The sequence below is a fragment of the Microbacterium flavum genome (assembly GCF_018717645.1).
In the GTDB taxonomy this organism is placed as follows: Bacteria; Actinomycetota; Actinomycetes; order Actinomycetales; family Microbacteriaceae; genus Microbacterium; species Microbacterium flavum.
On sequence record NZ_JAFLHG010000002.1, the window covers coordinates 338989 to 355432 of the forward strand.

Genomic DNA, 16444 nt, shown 5'->3' on the forward strand with positions numbered 1-16444 from the left:
CATGACCACCGCCACCCGGTGGCGGGTCGTCGGCACAGCGGCCGACACGCAGGCCGACGCGCTCTGCATCGTCGATCTCGACGCGGACCTGGTCGAACTCGGCAGGATCATCCTCCCGCGCGCGAGCTGGCCTGCGGCGGTCGCGGAGGCACCCGCGCCCGACGCCGTCCGCTGGGTGTGGAGCGACACCGCGCGGTGGTACCGCGGCATCCTGGAGGCCGGGGCGACTGTCGCGCGCTGCCACGATCTGCGACTGTGCCACGCGATCCTCCGCACGAGCGCCTGGACCGGTGAGGCCGCAGCGCTTCGCGACGCGCGGGACTGGGATGCCGCGGCGAGCGAGGCGGGAGTCGCCGCGGACGACGCGCTCTTCGACCTGGAGGATGTCGCGGATGCTGCGGCGGCGGCATCGGAGGCTCCGCACGCCGTCGACGCGGCACTGGCGGAGTTTCGTCGGCAGATCGCCGCGGTGGCCGCTTCGGTGAACCCGGGTCGGCTGACGCTCCTCCTCGCGGCCGAGTCGGCGGGGGCGCTGCTGGCCGCCGAGATGCACGCCGCGGGGCTGCCCTGGAGCCGCGCCGTCCACGAGGCGATCCTCGAGGAGGTCCTCGGCGCCCGTCCGGCGCCGGGCGAGATCGCGCCGCGGGTGCGCGATCTGGCCGTGACGGTGCGCCGTGCCCTCGGGGATCCGACGGCGAGCCTCGATTCGCAGCCCAAGCTGCTGCGCAGCCTGCACCGCGTCGGTGTCCTCGCCTCGTCGACGAGCCGGTGGGAGCTCGCCCGCTACGACCACCCCGTCATCGAACCCCTTCTGCGTTACAAGAAGCTCACCCGGCTCGTGAGCGCGAACGGCTGGGCGTGGCTCGATGAGTGGGCATCGGAGGGGAGGTTCCGGCCGGTCTACGTCCCCGGCGGCGTGGTGACCGGGCGGTGGGCGTCATCGGGCGGGGGAGCGCTGCAGCTGCCGCGGCAGCTCCGCCCCGCCGTACGCGCCGACGAGGGATGGACGCTCGTGGTCGCCGATGTCGCTCAGCTCGAGCCCCGCGTCCTCGCCGCGATGTCGGGTGATCTGACACTTGCCGGTGCTGCGCGTGGCGCAGATCTGTACGACGGGATCGTCGCGCGAGGTGTCGTCGGCACCCGGCAGGAGGCGAAGATCGCGATGCTCGGCGCCATGTACGGCGCGACCACGGGCGACAGCGGACGCCTCGTGCCGGCTCTCCGTCGCGCCTACCCGCGCGCGATGGGCCTCGTGGACGACGCCGCGCGGGTCGGGGCGGGCGGCGGCGTCGTCACCACCTGGCTCGGTCGTTCGAGCCCCGCCCCCTCGCCGGACTGGCGCACGGTGCAGGACGCCGCCGGGGCACCGGAGGCGACGGAAGGCGATCGTGCCCGTGCCCGGCGCTCCGCAGCGAACCGCGGCCGCTTCACGCGGAACTTCGTCGTGCAGGGCACGGCGGCCGAGTGGGCGCTCGCGTGGCTCGCAGACCTTCGACGCGAGCTGCGGGCGCTGCCCGACGACGGGGACGGCGGGGGGAGCGCGACGGTGAAGGCGCGGGCATCGGGGCCCGCCTTCGCGGGGCGCGCCCACCTGTGCTTCTTCCTGCACGACGAGATCATCGTCCATGCGCCGCTCGGCCAGGCGGAGGTCGTCGCCGATCTCATCCGGTGCTCCGCGGTGCGCGCCACGCACCTGCTGTTCGGCGGATTCCCCATCGACTTCCCGCTGGATCTGCGCATCACGCCGGACGCCGCCAAAGGCTGAGAGCTCAGGAGCAGGTCGGCGTCACCGGGGAGCCCAGGGACGCCGGGCGCAGGAGCGGCGGGAGGACGACCACCGGTTCCGCCTCCGCGGCGCCGGACGCGGCGAGGAAGTGGAACGCGAGCGTCCCGCCGGCCCCGGGCGGGAGCTGCAGCCGCGCCACCGTCGTCGCACGACCGTCATCATCCGCGGACCGCGACGTCATGGGTGTCCCGTCGAGGAACACGCCCTGCGAGAGGTAGCCCGGGGGAGCGGCCACCGCGACGTTCGTCGCGATGTCGCCCGGTGGGATGACCTCCCCCAGGGATCCGGTCATCAGCGGAGGGTACGCGCGCGCGGCGTCGGTCGCCGTCGACGTCAGCGAGACCTCGACGACGAGTTCCCGACCGGTGGACCCGCACGCGGCGATGCCGGCGCTCACCGATGTCTCGAGGAACGAGTCGAGCTTTCCGGTCGTCGCATCGTTGAGGGCGACGGAGACCGCGCCGGGTCCGGCCGCGAGCTGTCGCGCGCGCAATCCCCCGAGCGGACTCGCCGCGAGGAGGTTCTCCTCGTCCTCGCGCGCGCTCCATAGGGACACCCGTCCCGCGCCGATCGGATCCGCGAGTGCGCGCGCCCAGCCGACAGGGTCGGGGCGACCCGTGAGCACGCGATCGAAGACGGCCTCCGTCACCGAGCGCTGGAAGGCGGTCTGCTCCTCGGCCGTCATCGTGAGGTAGGGATTCACGAGAACACGATCGACGAGATTGTCGGAGGTCAGCGTGCTTCCGTCGCTGAGGGTGATCGGGGCGCTCGGCCCGATGAGCGCTCCGAGGACGGTCGGGTCGATCGAGACGACGAGATCGGGGCGCTCTGCGGACACCGACGCCCACCACTGCAGCGCCAACTGCGCGGTCGCGGCGAAGTCGGGCGTCATCGTGATGTTCTGCACGTAGGTGCCGGCGTTCTCGCCGTAGAGCTCGATCGAGCTCGGGGTCATGAGAGGCGCCGGGTCGGGCAGCGGTGGGAACTGCGACGAGTCCGCCTGGCCGGCGATCCGCACGCGTCCATTATCGGCGCTCAGGAGCACGAACGATCCGGCGAGACCGCCCGCCGTGCGCACCTCCGCGGGGTTCTGGACCATCAGCAGGATGCTCCGGGGACCATCCGCTCCCAGCATCCCCGGGAGGACGGACGCCGCGGACGATGCCGAGGCCGCGGCCCCCGCCGCCTCGGTGATCGGCGCACTCAGCCGGGTGACGCCGTCACGGAGGGGTGCGAGGAGGACCGACGGATCGATCCCCGAGAGCTCTGTCGATGCGGCGCCGAGCGCCCCGGCGAAGTCCGCGAGCGGTGACGCCGCGTTCTGGATGAGGCCGAGGTCCCACCCTTCGGCATCCGTCGACGCCTCGCCTGTCGCGTCCAGCGCGTCGATGACCGGCCCCGCCGATGTCGCGACGTCCCGAAGCGACTGTGACGTCAGCCGGACGGCCGCCGTGTTCGGCCCGACCCACGGGAGAACCTCCGTGGCCCGCCAGATCGGATCGGACGTGAGGCTCGCGGCTTCGCCGGCGTGCGCGGCGATGCGACCGGTGACCTCGCGCAGTGCGACGAGATCACCGGCCGCGGCGGCCTGCTGCGCCTGGGTCGCCAGCGGCGGAAGGGCTTCCAGCTGATTCTTGGCGAGGATGCCGCGCACCCCCACCCAGATGCCGGCGGCCGCGACGAGTGCGACAGCACCCGCGGCGATCCACCAGAGCCAGCGGTGCCTGCGGCGCGACCCCCCGTCGCGCTGCGGCACCTCTCAGCCCCGTTCGTGCCGGCGGCGACGCAGAAGCAAAACGGACCCGATCGCGACGACAAGGGCTCCACCCGCGGCGAGCGGAAGGACGGCCTGGGTTGATCCTCCGGTCTCGGGAAGCGCCGAGGTGTCGGACAGCGCCGCGACCGCGGCGAAGCCCTCCGGAGCGGTGAGGCACTCGGGCGTCGACGGCGGGTAGCTCAGGGCCACCGCGTACGTCGGGTTGACCTCGATGGTCGCGGTGATGTCGCCGCGGGTCCAGCCGTAGTTGCCGTCGGTCTGCACCCACTGGCCACCGGACATCTCCCAGCCCGGCCATCCGTTTCCGCGACCGTCCGCGCCGATGGACGCTCCCGGCCACAGGACGCTGCCGGTGAGCGGCACTCCGGCGGTGACCGTCCCGAGATCGGTCGTCCAGCTGGACGATCCGTCGCTCAGTACGAGCCGCGCGGTGTGGCCGGTGGCCTGCCCGTCCGGATCGGTGAGCGTCACGGAGTAGTCGATCCACGGGGCATCCGCGGAACAGCTCGGCGAAGCCGTGGAGCCGGCGAGCGTGGGCCCGGTCGGCGTGACGGGACCGTACCCGTCGGTGGCATTCGGACTCGGAACGGTGTCCGCAGCAGCAGCGGGAAGAGCCCCGGCCATGAGAAGTGCGAGCACACCAACAACGACAAATGTCTTACGCATGATTCGGGCCCCCCAGCCCCAGTGTGAGTCTCTGCCCCCAGCGACTCGTGAGGTCACGCTACCATGCGTCGGAGACGGCTCGCGACGACACGTCTAGAATCGTGATGCGAATGGGTCGGCTGGACGGTCGCGTGGCGGGGAGACCCGCACCGAGGAACGTCCGGGCTCCACAGGGCAGGGCGGTGGGTAACACCCACCCGGAGTGATCCGCGAGACAGTGCCACAGAGAGCAGACCGCCCTTCGGTCTTCGGTTCCCGAGCTTGTCGAGGGACGAAGGACCAAGGGGTAAGGGTGAAAGGGTGGTGTAAGAGACCACCGGGGTCGTGGTGACACGACCCGCACGGTAAACCTCGCCCGGAGCAAGGTCAGACAGGGGATGCCGACGCGGCCCGCCGAGTCCCCGGGTAGACCGCTGGAGCGGCACGGCAACGTGTCGCCGAGAGAGATGACCGTCCACGGAGCGCATGCTCCCGGACAGAACCCGGCGTACAGGCCGGCCCATTCGCCCCTCTCAGCACGAGCCGCGGGCCACCCGCGGCAGGCGCGCCTCAGCGGGTGGCGTGCTCGACGAGGGGAGTCGCCTCGGGCAGCAGCTCGGTGTCGATCTCGCCGGCCACCGCGAGCGCCGCCGCGCCGATGATCCCCGCGTTGTTGCGATGGACGGCGGGCACGATGGGTGTGTCCAGGCGCAGGAGCGGGAGGAACTGGTCCGCATGCTTGGACACGCCGCCGCCGACGACGAACAGGTCGGGGCTGAAGAGGAACTGCAGGTGCTCGTAGTACGCCTGGAGCCGCTTCGCCCACTCCGCGAACGTCAGCTGGTCGCGCTCCATCGCGGAGTAGGCGGCGACGGCTTCGAAGTCCTTCTTCTTTCCGGCGCGCTGGAGATGCCCGAGCTCGGAGTTCGGGATGAGGACGCCGTCGTACAGCATGGCCGTGCCGATGCCCGTCCCGAGGGTCGTGAGGATCACGAGTCCGTCGACGCCGCGCGCGGCCCCGTAACGGCGCTCGGCGACGCCGGCGACATCCGCGTCGTTGGCGAAGTGGATCTCGCGTCCCAGCCCGTCCTCGAAGAACTTCTCGGCCTCGAATCCGATCCACTTCTCCGACACGTTGGCCGCCGACATGGTCCGACCGCGCCGGACGATCGCGGGGAAGGCGACGCCGAGCGGGACGTCGGCGTCGGTGACGCCGAGCCGCTCCAGGACGACGCGCACCGCCGCGAGCACGTCGTCCGGCTGCGCGCCGGGGGGAGTCGCGACCTTGACCCGGTCGCTCAGCAGATCGCCGTGCGCGAGGTCGACCAGCGCGCCTTTGATGCCGGTGCCGCCGATGTCCACTCCGACCGCGCGGGTCGTCTTCGTCGTCATGTCTCCAGCCTACCGGCGGCGCCTCGCCGCCTCGTTAGGATCAGAGCACGCCCACGGAAGGAGCCCTCATGTCGACAGGCGAGGACAAGTACTGGTACAACCTCACGACGGGGAAGGTCGAGCGGGGATTCGAGTCCCCGGCCATCGACCGCGCCGGTCCGTTCGACACGGAGGAGGAGGCGGCGCACGCGCCGCAGCTCCTCGCCGAGCGCTCTCGGGCGTGGGCGGAGGAGGACGCCGCCGAGGACAGCTGAGCCGCCGCGGCGCGCACCGATCCGAGCCGCGGACGGTGGGCGCGCAGTGCGCGCCAGGCCGATAGTCTGGCGTGCGAGGCGATCCCCGACGACGGGGCCTGACGATCTGCGACACCGCAGCGAGAGGACGCGATGGACAAGCAGCGGGACTTCGTACTGCGCACGATCGAGGAGCGGGGCGTCAAGTTCGTCCGACTCTGGTTCACCGATGTCATCGGGACCCTCAAATCGGTCGCGATCGCCCCGGCCGAGGTCGAGGGCGCGTTCACCGAGGGGCTCGGCTTCGACGGCTCCGCCATCGAGGGACTGACCCGCTCCTACGAGTCCGACCTTCTCGCCCACCCGGATCCGACGACGTTCCAGACGCTGCCCTGGCGTGGCGAGATCGACCCCACGGCGCGGATGTTCTGCGACATCACGACGCCCGATGGGCAGCCGGCCGTCGCGGACCCGCGTCACGTCCTCAAGCGCACGCTCGCGAAGGCCGCGGATGCCGGCTTCACGTTCTACACGCACCCCGAGATCGAGTTCTACCTGCTCAAGTCGTCCTCGTTCGGACCGGAAGGCCCCGAGCCGGTCGACTCCGCCGGGTACTTCGACAATGTGCCCGGTGGAACCGCGCACGACTTCCGCCGTCGGAGCGTCCGGATGCTCGAGGACCTCGGAATCTCGGTCGAGTACAGCCACCATGAGGGCGGACCGGGCCAGAACGAGATCGACCTGCGGTACGCCGACGCGCTCGCGACCGCGGACAACATCATGACCTTCCGGACGGTCGTCAAGGAAGTGGCGATCGAGCAGGGCGTGTACGCCACGTTCATGCCCAAGCCGCTCTCCGGCAAGCCCGGCAGCGGGATGCACACGCATATGTCGCTGTTCGAGGGCGATCAGAACGCCTTCTACGAGGAGGGCGCGCAGTACCAGCTCTCCAAGGTGGGGCGCCAGTTCATCGCCGGGCTGCTCACGCACGCCAACGAGATTTCCGCGGTGACGAACCAGTTCGTCAACTCCTACAAGCGCCTGTGGGGCGGCGACGAGGCGCCCAGCTTCATCTGCTGGGGGCACAACAACCGCTCCGCGCTCGTCCGGGTGCCGATGTACAAGCCGAACAAGGGGCAGTCGACGCGGGTCGAGTACCGCGCGCTCGACTCGGCGGCCAACCCCTATCTCTCCTTCGCGCTCATGCTCGCCGCGGGACTGAAGGGGATCGAGGAGGGCTACGAGCTCCCGCCGGAGGCAGAGGACAACGTCTGGTCGCTGACGGACTCCGAGCGTCGCGCGCTCGGCTACGCTCAGCTTCCCGCGAGCCTCGATCACGCGCTCGAGTACATGGAGGAGTCCGAACTCGTCGCCGAGACGCTCGGCGAGCAGGTCTTCAACTACGTGCTGCTGAACAAGCGTCGCGAGTGGCAGGAGTACCGCGCCCAGGTGACGCCGTTCGAACTCAAGAGCAACCTGGAGATGCTCTAAGCGCCATGTCCGCAGGCGAGCGCACGTCCGTCCGGACCGTGCTGGCGCGGGACGGGTTCGGTGAGATCGGGGATGCCCTCGAGGTCCTGACCGAACTCTCGGACGCCCTGGGAATGGATCGTACCGACATCCTGCGAGGCGCGGGAGGCGCGGCGGACCCGGACGAGGCCCTGGACGCGTTCGCCCGCGTCGCGCGACGCGACGCGCCCGCGGTGGCCGCGGCGTTGCGGCGCGTCGGACCTGTGCTCTGGCGGCTGGTGGGGGCGTCGACCGGTTTCGGCGACTTCTTCCTCCGGCATCCCGAGGAGCTCGCTCACGTCGAGGAGCCGGCCGTCCTGCCGACCGAGGACGAGCTCGTCGCCGAACTGCTCGAGGCGGTGGGCGCGGATGCCGAGGGTTTCGCGCGCGCCGGAGATGAGAGCGTGTGGGTGGCTCTGCGCGTCCGATACCGCCGCCTTCTCGCACGCATCGCCGCGTACGATCTGGGATCGTCCGACCCCGTGGCCGTCCTCCCCGGCGTCGCCGCCGCTCTTGCCGACGCAGCCGGTGCGGCCCTCGACGCCTCTCTGTGCGTCGCACGGACCCGGATCTCCGGTGGCGGTGGTCCTGGACTGTTCACGCGGGAGCAGGTCGCCGCGACACGGCTGGCCGTCATCGGCATGGGGAAGACCGGAGCGCGCGAGCTGAATTACGTCAGCGACGTCGACGTGATCTTCGTCGGTGGCGGCACGGATGAGCTCAACGAGCAGGTGGGGGAGAGCCGCGTCATCGACATCGCCACCCGCCTCGCGGTGCAGACGATGCGTGGGATCTCCGGCGTGGAGATCGAGCCCCCGCTCTGGGAGGTCGACGCGAACCTCCGCCCGGAGGGCAAGCAGGGTGCACTCGTGCGCAGCCTCGAATCACACCTGTCCTATTACGACAGATGGGCCAAGAGCTGGGAGTTCCAGGCGCTGCTCAAGGCGCGTCCCCTTGCGGGCGATCGCATGCTCGGCGAGGCATACGTCGATGCCGTCCAGCCGAAGGTGTGGACGAGCGCCGCGCGGGAGAATTTCGTCGACAGCGTGCAGCGCATGCGCGAACGCGTGACCGAGTTCATCCCCGCTGACGAGGTCGCCTATCAGCTCAAGCTCGGCCCCGGCGGCATCCGCGACATCGAGTTCACGGTGCAGCTCCTGCAGCTGGTCCACGGTCTGTCCGATGATCGGATCCGTCAGCGGGGCACTCTCGACGCCCTCGAAGCGCTCGTCGCTCAGGGCTACATCGGCCGGGCGGATGCCGCCGCGTTCGCGCGCGACTACCGCATCCTGCGCGTGCTCGAGCACCGCGTGCAGCTGCGCGACCTCCGCCGCACCCACCTCATGCCGAGGACGCCCGACGGCCTGCGCGTCCTCGCCCGGGCGTCGCGGCTCGCGTCGGACGGCGCGGGGGTGTGGGGCGTCTGGGAGGGCATCAAGCGCGAAGTGCGCGAGATCCACGTGCGGGTGTTCTACCGTCCGCTGCTCTCCGCCGTCGCCGCCCTGCCCGCAGAGGAGCAGCAGCTCTCGACCGCCCAGGCGCACGATCGCCTCGCCGCCATCGGGTTCCGCGATCCTGCGGGGGCGCTCCGTCACATCGCCGCGCTCACCGGCGGACTCAGCCGGAAGGCGACGATCCAGCGTCATCTCATGCCGATCATGATCCGGTGGTTCGCGGACGGGGTCGACCCCGATTACGGTCTCCTGGCCTTCCGTCGGGTCAGCGAGCGTCTCGGCGACACCCCGTGGTTCCAGCGGATGCTGCGCGACTCATCGGGCGCGGCCGAGCGGCTGACGCATGTGCTCTCCGGTTCGCGCTACATCGGCGAGCTCATGGAATGGATCCCCGAGTCCGTCGCGTGGCTGGATGCCGAGGAGCAGCTTCGGCCACGCAGCGGTCTCGCCCTGCAGCAGGAGGCCCGCGCGATCCAGACGCGGCACGAGACCATCCGCGAGGCGATGGAGGCGATCCGGGCCCTCCGCCGGCGCGAACTGCTGCGCCTCGCGTTCGGTGCGGTTCTGGGCACCCTCACGATCGAGGAGCTCGCGCAGGGGCTCACCACCGTCAGCGATGTCACCATCCAGGCGACGCTGCGTGCCGTCCGGCGTGAGGTCGTGCCCGCCGAGGATGCCGCGCTCGATTTCTCCGTCATCGGCATGGGCCGCTTCGGCGGCGGCGAACTGGGCTTCGGCTCCGACGCGGACGTGCTTTACGTGTACGACGCGAACGGTCTCGACCCGCAGCGTGCGAACGATCTCGCCCGCCAGCTCGTCACGGGTCTGCGCCAGTACTCGGAGGACAACCGCGTGCCGTTCGACCTGGACGCGGATCTGCGCCCCGAGGGACGGAACGGCCCTCTCGTCCGCTCGATCGAGTCGTACGGGGAGTACTACCGGCGCTGGTCGCTGTCCTGGGAGGCGCAGGCGCTGCTGCGGGCGCGGGGGGTGGCGGGGAGCGTCAAGCTGATCCGGCGTTTCCTCGCCCTCGCGGACGAGGTCCGCTACCCCGACCGGGTGGCACTCCAAGACGTCCGGGAGATCAAGCGGATCAAGGCCCGCGTCGAGAACGAGCGACTGCCGCAGGGGGTCGACCGCCGCCGTCATCTGAAGCTCGGACCGGGCGGCCTCAGCGACGTCGAATGGCTCGTCCAGGTGCTGCAGCATCAGCACGCGCACGAGATGCCGGAGCTCCGGACGACGTCGACCCTGGGCGCCCTCGACGCGGCGCGGGACGCGGGATTGGTGCCGGCTGCTGCGGCCGAGCGGCTCGCGGCATCCTGGCACCTCGCCAGCCGACTGCGATCGGCCAACACGCTCCTGTCCGGGCAGACCAGCGACGTCCTCCCGACCGACCGGGGGAAACTCGACGGCATCGGCAGACTGCTGGAGTACCCCCCGCGATCGGCGACCATCGTCGAGGAGGAGTGGCTGCGAACCGCACGACGGTCCCGCCGCGACTTCGAGAAGCTCTTCTATGGGTGAGCCTCTCGATGCCGAGCGGCGCGCGGAGCTGCTGTCCCTGCGCGCCCGCGCGTACGGGGCTTCCGCCGACATCCGGAGCGATCCCGTCGCTCTGCGGCGCCTCGAGCACCTCGAGCGTCGGATGCAGCAGTCCGCCCTCGCGGACGCCACTCCCGATGGCGCCGCGGAGACTCCTCCCGGCCCCGCAGACGGTGCCGGAATCGTGGCGGCGCCGGCGCCGACGGCCCTCGACCGGGCCGTTCCCCCGATCGGTCCGCCGGTCGCGGCGGGTGGTCCGAGGCGCCGCCGCCGCAGCGGTCTGCTCTGGCTGTTCTCGATCGCGCTGACCGCGGGCCTCGCGGTCGGCGCGACCCTCGCGGTGACGGGCCTCCCGAGTCCGGAGCAGGGCGGCGTCCCGCGTGGTGCGCACCGGATCGCGGTGCTCGACGTCGACCCCGGGTTCGTTGCGGGAGCCGCCTTCCTCGGCGGAGACACCCGCGGGTTCACGCCGTTCGAAGGCATGACGGCCATCTCGACGACGGCAGGCCTGGGAGCCGACGACGGGGTGCCGTGCCTCGTCGTGGTGGCGACCGGCGATTACGACCCCGCGGCGGGCACCATCGAGGGGACGGTGTCCAGCGGATGCCGCGCCAAGGAGTTCCCCGCATCCGCCCAGTTCGTGGTCAACGCGGCGTCTCCGGCTGCGCTCCAGGAGAGATTCGGGGTCGGACGCGGCATCCGGTTCGTCCTGGAGGACGGTCGCGTGTCGGTCTACGTCGTCGGCTGACGCGGATGCGGCGGCGCATGCCGCGGTCGTCTTCGCCCGCCGGGCCGTGCAACGAGGACGTGCCCGGTATCCGTGAGGACACCGGGCACGTCGCTGCGAGTCTCAGACCCCGAAGTACAGCTCGTACTCGAAGGGGTGCGGACGCGCCGCGATCGGCTTGATCTCGTTCTCGATCTTGTACTCGATCCAGGTCTCGATGAGCTCCGGCGTGAAGACGCCGCCGGCGATCAGGAAGTCCTGGTCGGCGCGCAGCGCCTCGAGCGAGTCCAGCAGCGAGTTCGGCACCTGCGGGATGTTCTTGGCCTCCTCGGGCGGCAGCTCGTAGAGGTCCTTGTCGACCGGCTCGTGCGGCTCGATGCGGTTCTTGATGCCGTCCAGGCCCGCCATCAGCTGCGCGGCGAACGCGAGGTAGGGGTTGCCCGATGCATCCGGAGCGCGGAACTCGATGCGCTTCGCCTTCGGGTTGGAGCCCGTGATCGGGATGCGGATCGCCGCGGAGCGGTTGCCGGCCGAGTAGACCAGGTTGACCGGCGCCTCGTAGCCCTTGACCAGTCGCTTGTACGAGTTGATCGTCGGGTTCGTGAACGCGAGCACCGCCGGAGCGTGCGCGAGGAGGCCGCCGATGTACCAGCGCGCCGTGTCGGAGAGTCCGCCGTAGCCCTTCTCGTCGTAGAAGAGGGGCTTGCCGTCCAGCCACAGGGACTGGTGCGTGTGCATGCCGGAACCGTTGTCGCCGAAGAGCGGCTTGGGCATGAAGGTCGCGACCTTGCCCCACTGCTCCGACGTGTTCTTGACGATGTACTTGAACTTCAGGATGTCGTCGGCCGAGTGCACCATCGTGTCGAAGCGGTAGTTGATCTCCTGCTGACCGCCGGTGCCGACCTCGTGGTGGGAGCGCTCGAGGACGAATCCGGCCTCGATGAGCTTCAGCGTGATGTCATCGCGCAGGTCCGCCGTCTTGTCGACGGGGGAGACGGGGAAGTATCCGCCCTTGTAGGGAGTCTTGTTGGCGAGGTTGCCGCCTTCTTCTGCCCGCCCGGTGTTCCAGGCGCCCTCCTCGGAGTCCACCGAGTAGAAGCTGGAGTTCTGGGTCACTTCGTAGCGCACGTCGTCGAAGATGTAGAACTCGGCCTCGGGCGCGAAGAACGCGGTGTCGGCGATGCCGGTGGAGGCGAGGTACTTCTCGGCCTTCTTGGCGACCTGGCGCGGGTCCTTGTGGTAGATCTCGCCGTTGCGCGGGTTGTAGATGTCGAAGATCATGATGAGCGTCTTCGCCTCGCGGAACTGGTCGATGTACGCCGTGGAGACGTCCGGGATCAGCTGCATGTCGGACTCGTGGATGTTGGCGAAGCCGCGGATCGACGATCCGTCGAAGAGCTGGCCGACCGTGAAGAACTCCTCGTCGACCGTCGAGGCGGGGATGTTGAAGTGCTGCTGCACACCAGGAAGATCCGTGAACCGGATGTCGAGGAACTTGACGTCCTCGTCCTTGATGAACTTGAGCACCTCGGATGAATCTTTGAACATGGAGTCTCCAAGATCGGGTGTGGAACGCGCCTGACGGGGCCAGGCTCGCTCCGACGTTATCGGGGGAGGGTTGCTCCCCAGTATCCCCCGTGTTTCGGGGATGTTACGACACCCTCGGTAGGCTGAGGAGGTGACGGATGCCGCGAGTGAGCACACCTACCCCGGCGAGCGTCTCGGTCTTCCGGAGACCGGACCCGGGAGCATCGCGCGGCCCGGTCGCCGCATCGGCGCGCTGGCTGTGGACTGGGCCTGTGCGGTGCTCGTCTCGGTCGCATTCTTCGCGTACGACTCGCTTGCGACGCTCGCGGTGTTCGCGATCGTCCAGATCGTGTTCCTGCCGACGCTGGGCGGCAGCCCCGGGCATCGACTTCTGGGCATGCGGCTCCAGCTCGTGCACGGGGGCTGGGTGGGTCTGTGGCGCCCGATCGTGCGGACGGCGCTGCTGTGCCTCGTGATCCCCGCCGCCATCTGGGATCCAGATCAGCGGGGGCTCCACGACAAAGCCGCCGGCACCGTCCTCCTGCGCGCCTGAAGTCAGCGCGGACGCGGGGCGCGGGCGCGCATCGGGTCGATGCCCTTGGGGATCGGCAGCGACGTCACCGACTGCGACACCGAGTCGACACGCTTCACGACGGCCGCCATGGTCGTGCGATCGACCTTCTTCGACAGTGACTTGATCGTCTTCGCGAGCTTGGCGATCTCGACGTCGTCCTCGCCATGGCCCACGTACAGGATGGTGATGGGAACACCGGATGCCACGCGCTGCACCTTCATCTTCTCGTCGTTGACGAGACGGGTGAGACGCCCGCGCGCGCCCTCCGCGACGAGGACGACCCCGCCGCGGCCGATGACGCGGTAGACGGCATCCTGCGACTTCGGGTTCACGCCCACCGGCATGTCGGAGGCGACCCAGCTGCGTCCGAGCGACGTCGACAGCACGTGGCCGGATGCTCCGGGCATGCCGTCGAGCTTCTTGAACATCGCGCGCGTGGACAGGCGGGTGAGGAGGATCATCGCCCCCAGGACGCCCAGCATGAGGCCGGTGAGGCCCCACAGGATGACGCTCCAGACGGCGACCGGCGGAATGAGGAATCCGACGAGCACGCCGAGCGCGATTCCGACGACGACGATGGCGATGAGCGCCCACGGCAGCCATCCGAACTCCGCCTTGGTGAAGGTGAAGAGCGAGCGGAGCTGCGCGAAGAATCCGGGGCGCTTCTCAGGAGCGGGACTGCGGGTGGCCATGGGATCCAGCCTAGCGCGCGACGGGGCACGTCGAACGGCCATCGACTCCTCCCCAGACGGGCTGCCCGGGGATCTGTCCACAGCTCGCTCGATGTCCGCGCTCCGGCGCGGCGGCATGGGACACACTGGCCGGATGCCGCCGCCGTCCGCACCGTCGCTCCTCGATCCACCGAGGGCGCTGAGATCCCTCACGGAGGAGGAGGCGCCCTACGGCGGACGGCTGCACGCGGGCCCTCCGCCGGCGGTGTGGGTGGCGTGGGAGCGGGTGCCGGAGGTGGTGTGGCGCTGTCTTCCGGACGGGCACATGCTCACGCCGCTCGACCTCGCGCGGACGACCGACGGCCACGCGGCGATCCTGCCGCACTGCCCGGCGCGACTCGCGAGCGCCGTGGGGGGAAGCCATCCTCCGGGGGTCGTCGTGACCGTGGCCGTCAGCATGCTGCGCGCGGCCGCGGAGGCACGCGCCCACGGCATCGTCGAGGGGAGCTGGTGGGTGGACGCCGCGGGTCGTCCGGTGCTCGCGGCGCACGACGGCGCGCCGTGGCTCGGCGCCGCGCTCGACGTCCTGGAGCTCCTGGGAGAGGGCGTCGGTCCCGTGCTCACCGAGGCCCTGAGCTCGACCGTCGACCTGCTGTCCCGTCCGTCGTGGCGGCCTGAGGACGTCGAGTCATGCGAGGAGGCGCTCTTCGGAGCGGCCGAGCCGCTGCCGCTCGATCCATCGCCCGCCGCTCAGCACAGCGCCGCGCAGCCGCTCCCACCTCGCCGTGCCGCCTCGTTGCGTGCACCCGCCCGCGAAGCGACGCCCTCCGAGGCGGAGTCCTTGCTGGCACGTTTCACCGACGCCTCGTGGGCAGCGCGCGTGGGTGAGGCGGTGCGATCGCTGACCGCCCTCCCTGCCGCGGTGAAGGAAGGCGTGCGGGAGCGGCGCGCACGCCGCGCATCCCGTCCGACCGCGGGCGCAGCGCGGCGGAGCGTGCGCGCCGAGAGCGTTCCGGAGCGGGCGGATGCCCCGGGGGGTCGGCCCCGCCGTCGTCGGGCGCCGCTCATCGTCGCCGCGGCCGTCGGGGCCACGGTCATGGTCGGCGGCCTCCTCTGGCCGGACGCGCCGCCGGCGGCGGACGCGAACGGTCCCGCGCCGACGTCGTCGGCCACGACAGCCGTGGGTCCGACGACCCCGGGAGCGTCGCGCGGGGGGGATTCTCCGACGCCGCCGCCGCCCACATCGGAGGCCGGCGAAGCGCGATCGGGGCCGCCGACAGCGGCGAACGAGCTCGAGCGGACTGCGCTGGCCACCGTATCCGCGCTCCGGGGATGCGTGGCGGACGGCGATCCGGCGGCCGCGAACTGCGACGGCATCCTGGAGCGCGCGGGCGCCGAGGTGCCGAACGGGGTCGTCTCGTCGGGGACCGCCGCGGCCACCGCGACTCTCCTCGACGAGTACGGCGGGGTCGCGGTGCTTCGGATCGAGGAGTCCGGACGGCCGCCACAGATCCTCGTGCTCGTCACGTCCGACGGAAAATGGCTGATCCGCGACGTGTACGACGTCGCGGATCAGCCATGATCATCGGGCCTGTGGAATCAGATGCCGACCTTCGGGCCGAAATCGGCCGCCTCGAGGCGGGCCTTGACCGCACCGAGGAACCGCGCCGCGTCCGCGCCGTCGACGATGCGGTGGTCGTACGAGAGGGCGAGGTACACGTAGGAGCGGACGCCGATGGCGTCCACGCCGTCGATCGACACGACGCCGGGCTCCTTGACGACGGCACCCGTCCCGAGGATCGCGGACTGCGGGAGGAACACGACGGGCGTGTCGAACAGCGCACCGCGCGATCCGGTGTTCGTGACCGTGAAGGTGCCGCCGGCGAGCTCATCGGGCTTGAGCTTGTTGTCACGCGTGCGGGCCGCGAGGTCGGCGATCTCCGAGGAGATCCCGGCGAGCGTCTTGGCGCCCGCATCGCGCAGCACGGGCGTGAGCAGGCCACGCTCGGTGTCCACCGCGATCGAGATGTTCTCCGTCGCGGGGTAGACGATGTCGGTGCCGTTCACCGTCGCGTTGATGACCGGGAAGGCCTGCAGGGCTTCCGCAGCGGCGAGGACGAAGAAGGGCAGGAACGACAGCTTGCCGCCGGTCGCCGCCACGAAGTCCTTCTGGACGGCGCTCCGGTATGCGGCGACCTTCGTGACATCCACCTTGACGACGGTGGTGAGCTGAGCGGTCTGCTGCATGGATGCCACCGCGCGCTCAGCGAGCACTTTGCGTAGGCGCGACATCGGCACGGTGGTGCCGCGCAGCTCGGAGACCTCGAGCGCGGGTGCGGGCGGCGCGGCGGCGGACGGCGCGGCGGCTGCGGGAGCCTTCGCGGCCTCCGCGGCCTGGAGGACGTCCTCCTTGCGGATGCGCCCACCGACGCCCGTGCCCGTGACCGAGGCGAGGTCGACGCCCTGCTGCTGGGCGAGGCGGCGCACGAGCGGCGTCACGTACGTCGTCGTGTCATCGCCGGACGAAGCGGCGGGTGCGGGGGCCGCGGCGGGCGCGGGTGCTGCCGCGGCGGGTGCGGGTGCTGCCGCTGCGGGCGCGGGGGC

13 protein-coding genes and 1 other RNA gene are annotated in these 16444 nt (G+C 70.8%); 8 read left to right on the forward strand and 6 right to left on the reverse strand.

The window, feature by feature from the left end; all coding sequences use genetic code 11:
• Nucleotide 1 precedes the first annotated feature (1 nt).
• The gene (locus J0P97_RS03625) at nt 2–1765 is read left to right on the forward strand and encodes a bifunctional 3'-5' exonuclease/DNA polymerase (protein ID WP_215486405.1); all 1764 of its coding nucleotides are present in this window, start codon (nt 2–4) and stop codon (nt 1763–1765) included.
• 4 nt (nt 1766–1769) lie between these two features.
• Here J0P97_RS03625 and J0P97_RS15865 read toward each other — a convergent pair whose 3' ends face one another.
• A complete protein-coding gene (locus J0P97_RS15865; RefSeq protein WP_215486406.1) occupies nt 1770–3542 on the reverse strand; it encodes a DUF4012 domain-containing protein in 1773 nt (590 codons plus the stop codon).
• Between the two features lie 3 nt (nt 3543–3545).
• Nucleotides 3546–4229: an LPXTG cell wall anchor domain-containing protein gene (locus J0P97_RS03635; RefSeq protein WP_215486407.1), complete on the reverse strand. Its 684-nt coding sequence runs from the start codon at nt 4227–4229 to the stop codon at nt 3546–3548.
• Nucleotides 4230–4340: 111 nt separating this feature from the next.
• Here J0P97_RS03635 and rnpB point away from each other — a divergent pair.
• Nucleotides 4341–4735, forward strand: an RNA gene (rnpB, locus tag J0P97_RS03640) — RNase P RNA component class A.
• Nucleotides 4736–4778: 43 nt separating this feature from the next.
• Here rnpB and ppgK read toward each other — a convergent pair.
• Nucleotides 4779–5600, reverse strand: a complete 822-nt coding sequence (ppgK, locus tag J0P97_RS03645; protein ID WP_215486408.1) for a polyphosphate--glucose phosphotransferase — start codon at nt 5598–5600, stop codon at nt 4779–4781.
• 68 nt (nt 5601–5668) lie between these two features.
• Here ppgK and J0P97_RS03650 point away from each other — a divergent pair, with 68 nt between their 5' ends.
• The 4 genes from J0P97_RS03650 to J0P97_RS03665 all read left to right on the forward strand — a co-directional run bounded on the left by J0P97_RS03650 (nt 5669) and on the right by J0P97_RS03665 (nt 11089).
• Nucleotides 5669–5854, forward strand: coding sequence for an SPOR domain-containing protein (locus J0P97_RS03650; protein WP_215486409.1), 186 nt, complete (start codon nt 5669–5671; stop codon nt 5852–5854).
• Nucleotides 5855–5986: 132 nt separating this feature from the next.
• A complete protein-coding gene (gene glnA / locus J0P97_RS03655) occupies nt 5987–7324 on the forward strand; it encodes a type I glutamate--ammonia ligase (protein ID WP_215486410.1) in 1338 nt (445 codons plus the stop codon).
• A gap of 5 nt (nt 7325–7329) precedes the next feature.
• Nucleotides 7330–10323: a bifunctional [glutamine synthetase] adenylyltransferase/[glutamine synthetase]-adenylyl-L-tyrosine phosphorylase gene (locus J0P97_RS03660; protein WP_215486411.1), complete on the forward strand. Its 2994-nt coding sequence runs from the start codon at nt 7330–7332 to the stop codon at nt 10321–10323.
• The gene (locus tag J0P97_RS03665; protein WP_215486412.1) at nt 10316–11089 is read left to right on the forward strand and encodes a hypothetical protein; all 774 of its coding nucleotides are present in this window, start codon (nt 10316–10318) and stop codon (nt 11087–11089) included. The genes J0P97_RS03660 and J0P97_RS03665 overlap by 8 nt, the downstream gene beginning before the upstream one ends.
• Nucleotides 11090–11191: 102 nt before the next feature.
• On the opposite strand, the gene glnA (J0P97_RS03670) is transcribed toward J0P97_RS03665, so the two are convergent.
• Nucleotides 11192–12616, reverse strand: a complete 1425-nt coding sequence (gene glnA, locus J0P97_RS03670) for a type I glutamate--ammonia ligase (RefSeq protein WP_215486413.1) — start codon at nt 12614–12616, stop codon at nt 11192–11194.
• A 130-nt stretch (nt 12617–12746) separates the two neighbouring features.
• On the opposite strand from glnA (J0P97_RS03670), the gene J0P97_RS03675 reads away from it, so the two are divergent.
• Entirely contained in the window at nt 12747–13148 is a 402-nt protein-coding gene (locus J0P97_RS03675; protein WP_215486414.1) for an RDD family protein, read from the forward strand.
• A 2-nt stretch (nt 13149–13150) separates the two neighbouring features.
• On the opposite strand, the gene J0P97_RS03680 is transcribed toward J0P97_RS03675, so the two are convergent.
• Nucleotides 13151–13861: a DUF4191 domain-containing protein gene (locus J0P97_RS03680; protein WP_215486415.1), complete on the reverse strand. Its 711-nt coding sequence runs from the start codon at nt 13859–13861 to the stop codon at nt 13151–13153.
• A gap of 133 nt (nt 13862–13994) precedes the next feature.
• Here J0P97_RS03680 and J0P97_RS15475 point away from each other — a divergent pair, with 133 nt between their 5' ends.
• Nucleotides 13995–15422 carry a serine/threonine-protein kinase gene (locus J0P97_RS15475; RefSeq protein ID WP_246539630.1) on the forward strand — a complete coding sequence of 476 codons (1428 nt, stop codon included), beginning with the start codon at nt 13995–13997 and terminating at the stop codon, nt 15420–15422.
• Nucleotides 15423–15439: 17 nt separating this feature from the next.
• On the opposite strand, the gene J0P97_RS03690 is transcribed toward J0P97_RS15475, so the two are convergent.
• Nucleotides 15440–16444: 2-oxo acid dehydrogenase subunit E2 (locus J0P97_RS03690; protein ID WP_215486416.1), on the reverse strand; the 1005-nt coding region annotated here is incomplete at its 5' end.